Source organism: Pseudomonas sp. D8002, assembly GCF_013385695.1.
GTDB lineage: Bacteria > Pseudomonadota > Gammaproteobacteria > Pseudomonadales > Pseudomonadaceae > Aquipseudomonas.
The window spans coordinates 125,467-132,260 of sequence record NZ_JACAPM010000037.1 but is presented as its reverse complement, the minus strand read 5'-3'; the positions used below and the strand labels follow the sequence as shown (position 1 = coordinate 132,260).

The 6,794-nt window shown below is 60.6% G+C and carries 6 protein-coding genes and 4 tRNA genes; 3 read left to right on the top strand and 7 right to left on the bottom strand.

Annotated elements, in window-relative coordinates; all coding sequences use genetic code 11:
• Both HX807_RS31535 and HX807_RS22585 read left to right on the top strand, forming a co-directional pair.
• A partial coding sequence (locus HX807_RS31535; RefSeq protein ID WP_218174049.1) for a hypothetical protein occupies nucleotides 1-200 on the top strand: 200 nt, incomplete at its 5' end.
• A 323-nt stretch (nucleotides 201-523) separates the two neighbouring features.
• Nucleotides 524-835: a hypothetical protein gene (locus tag HX807_RS22585; protein ID WP_102606034.1), complete on the top strand. Its 312-nt coding sequence runs from the start codon at nucleotides 524-526 to the stop codon at nucleotides 833-835.
• A 179-nt stretch (nucleotides 836-1,014) separates the two neighbouring features.
• Here the strand turns inward: HX807_RS22585 and HX807_RS22580 are convergent.
• Nucleotides 1,015-1,091: transfer RNA gene (locus tag HX807_RS22580), tRNA-Val, on the bottom strand.
• A 183-nt stretch (nucleotides 1,092-1,274) separates the two neighbouring features.
• On the opposite strand from HX807_RS22580, the gene HX807_RS22575 reads away from it, so the two are divergent.
• A complete protein-coding gene (locus tag HX807_RS22575; RefSeq protein WP_177051083.1) occupies nucleotides 1,275-2,558 on the top strand; it encodes an FAD-binding oxidoreductase in 1,284 nt (427 codons plus the stop codon).
• A 166-nt stretch (nucleotides 2,559-2,724) separates the two neighbouring features.
• Here the strand turns inward: HX807_RS22575 and HX807_RS22570 are convergent.
• From HX807_RS22570 to purF, 6 genes are all read right to left on the bottom strand, one after another.
• Nucleotides 2,725-2,801 (bottom strand) — tRNA-Asp (locus HX807_RS22570).
• 105 nt (nucleotides 2,802-2,906) lie between these two features.
• Nucleotides 2,907-2,983: transfer RNA gene (locus tag HX807_RS22565), tRNA-Asp, on the bottom strand.
• Between the two features lie 55 nt (nucleotides 2,984-3,038).
• Nucleotides 3,039-3,114, bottom strand: a tRNA-Val gene (locus HX807_RS22560).
• Between the two features lie 107 nt (nucleotides 3,115-3,221).
• The gene (locus HX807_RS22555) at nucleotides 3,222-3,986 is read right to left on the bottom strand and encodes an SDR family oxidoreductase (RefSeq protein ID WP_003212687.1); all 765 of its coding nucleotides are present in this window, start codon (nucleotides 3,984-3,986) and stop codon (nucleotides 3,222-3,224) included.
• Nucleotides 3,987-3,997: 11 nt separating this feature from the next.
• Nucleotides 3,998-5,209 carry an O-succinylhomoserine sulfhydrylase gene (locus HX807_RS22550; protein ID WP_008438742.1) on the bottom strand — a complete coding sequence of 404 codons (1,212 nt, stop codon included), beginning with the start codon at nucleotides 5,207-5,209 and terminating at the stop codon, nucleotides 3,998-4,000.
• Nucleotides 5,210-5,275: 66 nt separating this feature from the next.
• Entirely contained in the window at nucleotides 5,276-6,781 is a 1,506-nt protein-coding gene (gene purF / locus HX807_RS22545) for an amidophosphoribosyltransferase (RefSeq protein ID WP_003212683.1), read from the bottom strand.
• Nucleotides 6,782-6,794 lie beyond the last annotated feature (13 nt).

Below are 6,794 nucleotides of genomic sequence, written 5' to 3'. Positions count from 1 at the left end.
ATCCAAGCTCAACACGTTTCGCCATGAACACATTTAATCTTCCTCCTGCATCAGGAGGGTCAATTGTCACCATCGGCAGCGCAACAAAGTGTTCATTGCTAGGCAACATTTCTACAGTGGGTTTTAAAGTGGCCGCTCCCGATGCCACAACCACAGCCCAAACGTTGAATAACATCACGGATGCAAGCTACATCGCCTGATACTCGGACACCATTGAGGAGTGGCATCCCGATATTCAAAAGCACTGAGAAGGCCCATGCCACTACCTCGATATGGTCGATACGGTAACTGGCTGCAATCGCTCATAGTAGTAACCGTTCCTCATATCCGAGTACCGAAAAGCCTGGATCCGGGCCGACCAAATAGCAGATTGGTCAGCCCGGATCCAAGTCGATGACACAAGGTAGCCACATAGAAAAATTCACACCTGTTGCCCACGTGAACCGCATCAACAACCAGGTGCGGCAGCGCCGGCGGCAGGCATGGCTTGATTTGCCGGCACATGAAATCGAAGAGGTAGGCCATGGCCAAGGACAACGCGCAGATCCAGCGGGACAAGCGCGCGAAAGAGAAGGCGCTGCTCGACCGGATCGGCGCCGAGAAGCGAACGCTGATTGTCTCGAAAGCGCTAGATGATGCGCTTCAAGTGCTGGGCGAACGTCACGATTTTGAAGAGTGGCAGGAGACGGTCTCGACGCTACTGATCAACCTGGCAGCAGCGCCCGCCGAAGAATCTGCCCGCTTCACCACCATGTCGCGACCTGTTTTCGAGGTTACTGAAAAGCAGTCACGACAGCTTGAAGAGTTCCGCAAGACCGGCATCGAACCCGAATAACCCACCCTACTCGCTGCATGACGAAAAGAAGATCGAGTACCTGGAGGTGGGCGCCGAATTGGCGTTCTGAGGTGGGAGTTTTGCAAAAGTTTTGCAAAAGTTTTGCAAATTCCAGGCAACAAAAAAGGGCCCACCTTTCGGTGAGCCCTTTTAGACCGCCCAGCAGAGCGGATTTTGTTTGGTAGGCGCGATTGGACTCGAACCAACGACCCCCACCATGTCAAGGTGGTGCTCTAACCAACTGAGCTACGTGCCTGCTGTGAGGCGGAATTCTACGGAATTCCCGAGGGGTGTCAACACCTTTTTTGCAGCTAAGCCTATGAATATGCGAATTTTTTATTTGTGGCCAGCACAACGGTATTTTCCGGCGGCTGGCAGCGGATTTTCAACTCAGGTAGGATCGGCGCACTCGTAAAAAATATAAAACAGAGGTTCCAGGATGGCGAACACCCCCTACCCCCAGTCGTATTACGCCGCGTCTGCGAATGCGGTACCTCCTCGCCCAGAGCTGCAAGGGGAAGTTGAAACCGATGTGTGCGTGATTGGCGCCGGTTATACCGGCCTGTCCAGTGCGCTGTTCCTGCTGGAAAACGGCTTTCGCGTGACAGTGCTGGAAGCTGCCAAGGTAGGCTTTGGCGCGTCGGGCCGCAATGGTGGGCAGATCGTCAACAGCTACAGCCGTGATATCGATGTGATCGAGCGCAGTGTCGGCCCCCAGCAGGCGAAATTACTCGGCGACATGGCATTTGAAGGCGGCAGGATCATTCGGGAGCGGGTGGCCAAGTATCAGATCCAGTGCGACCTGAAGGACGGCGGTGTGTTTGCGGCACTGAACAGCAAGCACATGGGCCACCTGGAGTCGCAGAAGCGCCTGTGGGAGCGCTACGGCCACACTCAGCTGGAGTTGCTGGACGAGCGGCGCATTCGCGAGGTGGTCGCCTGTGACAACTATGTGGGCGGCCTGCTCGACATGAGCGGCGGGCACATTCACCCGCTGAACCTGGCGCTGGGCGAAGCGGCAGCCGTGGAGTCCCTGGGCGGCACCATTTATGAGCAGTCGGCGGCGACTCGCATCGAGCGCGGCGCCAATCCGGTGGTGCATACGGCGCACGGCAAGGTCAGGGCCAAGTTCATTATTGTTGCAGGCAACGCCTATCTGGGGAACCTCGTTCCGGAACTGGCGGCCAAGTCGATGCCGTGTGGTACGCAGGTGATTACCACCGCACCACTGGGCGATGAACTGGCGAAGACGCTGCTGCCACAGGATTACTGCGTCGAGGACTGCAATTACCTGCTGGACTACTACCGCCTGACGAGCGACAAGCGCCTGATCTTCGGCGGTGGCGTGGTGTACGGCGCGCGTGACCCGGCGAATATCGAGGCGATCATCCGGCCGAAGATGCTCAAGGCCTTCCCGCAGCTCAAGGACGTGAAGATCGACTACGCCTGGACCGGCAATTTCCTGCTGACCTTGTCGCGCCTGCCGCAGGTCGGTCGCCTGGGGGATAACGTCTACTACTCCCAGGGCTGTAGCGGCCATGGCGTGACGTATACCCACTTGGCGGGCAAGGTACTGGCGGAAGCGCTGAGAGGCCAGGCAGAACGTTTTGATGCGTTTGCCGGCCTGCCGCACTACCCCTTCCCCGGCGGACAACTGTTGCGCACGCCGTTTGCGGCGCTGGGGGCCTGGTATTACGGGTTGCGGGACAAGCTGGGATTCTGATCCGGGACCACGGGGCTGGCTTGCCGGCCCCTGCACTTGCCGCCCCGGCACCCAATCGCAGACACAAAAAACCCCGGTCTTTCGACCAGGGTCTTTGCTATCGATCCAACCAAGCCAGCGGCTTGCTTTGGCGTCTCAGGGCGTTCAGTGGGCCCTGGAACAGATATGGCGCAGCGGACGGGACTCGAACCCGCGACCCCCGGCGTGACAGGCCGGTATTCTAACCGACTGAACTACCGCTGCGTATCGCTCAGACTGCTGAAGTGTCACCTTCAACCGCCTTCAAACATCTGACTGACCAACCTTGGCTGTTCAATCTCAAATCTGAAACATCAGACCTGGAAAATATGGCGCAGCGGACGGGACTCGAACCCGCGACCCCCGGCGTGACAGGCCGGTATTCTAACCGACTGAACTACCGCTGCGCGTCGGTGCAACCTTTAACGTTGCGTCTTGCCCTAGGGCAAAACTCTCAAGAAGTGGTGGGTGATGACGGGATCGAACCGCCGACCCTCTGCTTGTAAGGCAGATGCTCTCCCAGCTGAGCTAATCACCCTTTGCTTCGTTGAGGCCGCGAAATTTACGCAGGTAGCGGACCTAAGTCAATAGCCTGCTTGAAGTTTTTCTGAAAAAGACAAAATGGCTTCAGGACCGCGACCCGCCCTACTCGGTGTAAATCATCTTCTTGCTCATGCCGCCGTCGACGACGAACTCTTGCCCGGTGACAAACCCGGCATTGCGCGACAGCAACCACGCCACCATCGCCGCTACGTCTTCCACAGTGCCTACCCTGCCGGCCGGGTGCTGGGCGTGATCCGCATCCGTCAGCGGCTCGGCACGGCGTGCAGCCGGGTCACGGGCATCGATCCAGCCCGGGCTGACGGCATTGACCCGTACTTCCGGCCCGAGGCTGATAGCCAACGCGTGGGTCAGGGCCAGCAAACCGCCCTTGCTCGCCGCATAGGCTTCGGTGTCCGGTTCCGACTGGCGTGCCCGGGTCGACGCCAGGTTGACGATGGCGCCGCCGTGGGCCCGCAGGTAGGGCGCACAGTGCTTGGCCAGCAACATGGGACCACTGAGGTTCACCGCCAATACACGATTCCAGTAAGCCAGGTCGAGACTTTCCAGGGTGATGTTGCGCGGGTCGGCCACGGCGGCATTGCACACCAGCGCATCCAGGCGCCCGAACTGGCCAAGTACCTCGGCCACCCCCTGGGCAACCTGCCGCTCATCGGCCACGTCCATGGTAATAAACCAGGCGTTGTCGCCGAGCACCTTGGACACCTTGGAACCGCGCTCACGGTCCAGGTCCGTCAATACCACCTGCCAGCCTTCGCTGATCAACCAGGCGGCAATCCCCAGGCCGATGCCCCGCGCCGCGCCGGTCACCAGCGCGACCCGCCCGTTACTGGCGCTCGCCGCCTCCATGGACCACTCGATCACAGGGCAGCCAACCCACGGGCCAGGTCGGCCTGCAGGTCAGCGACGTCTTCCAGGCCCACGGCAATGCGGATCAGGCTGTCACGAATCCCGGCAGCTTCACGCTCCTGCGGCGCCAGGCGGCCGTGGGAGGTGGTGCTCGGGTGAGTGATAGTGGTCTTGCTGTCACCCAGGTTGGCGGTGATGGAGATCAGGCGAGTCGCATCGATAAAGCGCCAGGCGCCCTCTTTGCCGCCCTTGACCTCGAAACTCACCACGGCGCCGAAACCACGCTGCTGGCGCTGGGCCAACTCGTGTTGCGGGTGGCTCTTGAGGCCGGCGTAGTGGACTTTCTCGATGCCGTCCTGCTGCTCCAGCCACTCGGCCAGGGCCTGGGCGTTGGCACAATGGGCCTTCATCCGCAGGCTCAAGGTCTCCAGGCCTTTAAGGAAGATCCAGGCGTTGAACGGGCTCAGGGTCGGGCCGGCGGTGCGCAAGAAGCCCACCACTTCCTTCATCTGCTCGCTGCGGCCGGCAACCACGCCACCCATGCAACGGCCCTGGCCGTCGATGAACTTGGTGGCCGAGTGCACAACGATGTCTGCGCCCAGCTTCAGCGGCTGCTGCAATGCAGGGGTGCAGAAGCAGTTGTCGACGATCAGCATCGCGCCCTTGGCGTGGGCCACTTCGGACAATGCGGCAATGTCCACCAGCTCGGCCAACGGATTGGACGGCGACTCGACGAACAGCAATTTGGTGTTGGCCTTGATGGCCGCGTCCCAGCCGGACAGGTCCGCCAGCGGCACGTAGTCGACTTCAATACCAAAACGCTTGAAGTACTTTTCGAACAGGCTGATGGTCGAACCAAACACGCTGCGCGATACCAGGACGTGGTCGCCGGCACTGCACAGGCTCATGACTACCGCGAGAATCGCGGCCATGCCCGTGGCAGTGGCGACAGCCTGCTCGGCGCCTTCCAGCGCGGCGATACGCTCTTCGAACGCGCGCACGGTCGGGTTGGTGTAACGCGAATAAACGTTGCCCGGCACTTCACCGGCAAAACGCGCAGCGGCGTCGGCCGCAGTGCGGAACACATAGCTGGAGGTAAAGAACATCGGGTCACCGTGCTCACCTTCCGGGGTGCGGTGCTGGCCGGCGCGCACAGCCAGGGTATCGAAAGCTACGCCATCGAGGTCGCTGTCCAAGCGACCGGCATCCCATTCCTGACTCATGCTCTACTCCTCAACTCGAATGCTTTATCAAAGATACAAAACCGGCCCCTCAGGGCCGGTGTCTACTCAGTTGTTGTACAGGTCGATGATCGCGCTGACCGCCTGGGTCTTGATCTTCGAGGAATCGTTACGGGCCTGCTCGATCTTGTTCAGGTAGGCCTCGTCGACATCGCCGGTGACGTACTTGCCGTCGAACACCGCGCAATCGAACTCCTCGATCTTGATCTTGCCACCACCGACGGCTTCGATCAGATCCGGCAGGTCCTGGTAGATCAGCCAGTCGGCGCCGATCAGGTCCGCAACGTCCTGGGTCGAACGGTTGTGGGCGATCAGTTCGTGGGCGCTCGGCATGTCGATGCCGTACACGTTCGGGTAACGCACGGCAGGCGCGGCGGAACAGAAGTAAACGTTCTTCGCACCGGCTTCGCGGGCCATCTGGATGATCTGCTTGCAGGTGGTGCCGCGTACGATGGAGTCATCCACCAGCATCACGTTCTTGCCGCGGAACTCCAGCTCGATCGCGTTGAGCTTCTGGCGCACCGACTTCTTGCGCGCAGCCTGGCCAGGCATGATGAAGGTACGGCCGATGTAACGGTTCTTGACGAAGCCTTCGCGGAATTTCACGCCCAGGTGGTTCGCCAACTCCAGCGCAGCGGTGCGGCTGGTGTCCGGGATCGGGATCACCACGTCGATGTCGTGATCCGGACGCTCGCGCAGGATCTTGTCCGCCAGCTTCTCGCCCATGCGCAGGCGCGCCTTGTACACCGAAACACCGTCGATGATCGAATCCGGACGCGCCAGGTAGACGTGTTCGAAGATGCACGGGGTGAGTTTCGGGTTCAGTGCGCACTGACGGGTGTGCAGCTTGCCGTCTTCAGTGATGTAGACCGCTTCGCCCGGCGCCAGGTCGCGAATCAGGGTAAAGCCCAGCACGTCCAGGGACACGCTTTCGGAAGCGATCATGTACTCGACGCCTTCGTCGGTATGACGCTGGCCGAACACGATCGGGCGGATGCCGTGGGGGTCGCGGAAACCGACGATACCGTAGCCGGTCACCATCGCCACTACCGCATAGCCACCGACGCAACGGTTGTGCACGTCAGTCACGGCAGCGAACACGTCTTCTTCGGTCGGCTGCAGCTTGCCGCGCTGGGCCAGCTCGTGGGCGAACACGTTCAGCAGTACTTCGGAGTCCGAGTTGGTGTTGACGTGGCGCAGGTCAGATTCGTAAATCTCCTTGGCCAGTTGTTCAACGTTGGTCAGGTTGCCGTTGTGCGCCAGGGTGATGCCATAGGGCGAGTTGACGTAGAACGGCTGGGCTTCGGCCGAGGTCGAGCTGCCCGCTGTCGGGTAGCGCACGTGGCCAATGCCCATGTGCCCGACCAGGCGCTGCATGTGGCGCTGATGGAACACGTCACGCACCAGACCATTGTCCTTGCGCAGGAATAACCGGCCGTCGTGGCTGGTCACAATACCGGCAGCATCCTGGCCGCGGTGCTGGAGGACGGTTAGCGCGTCATACAGCGCCTGATTCACGTTCGACTTACCGACGATACCGACGATGCCACACATGCGACGCAACCCC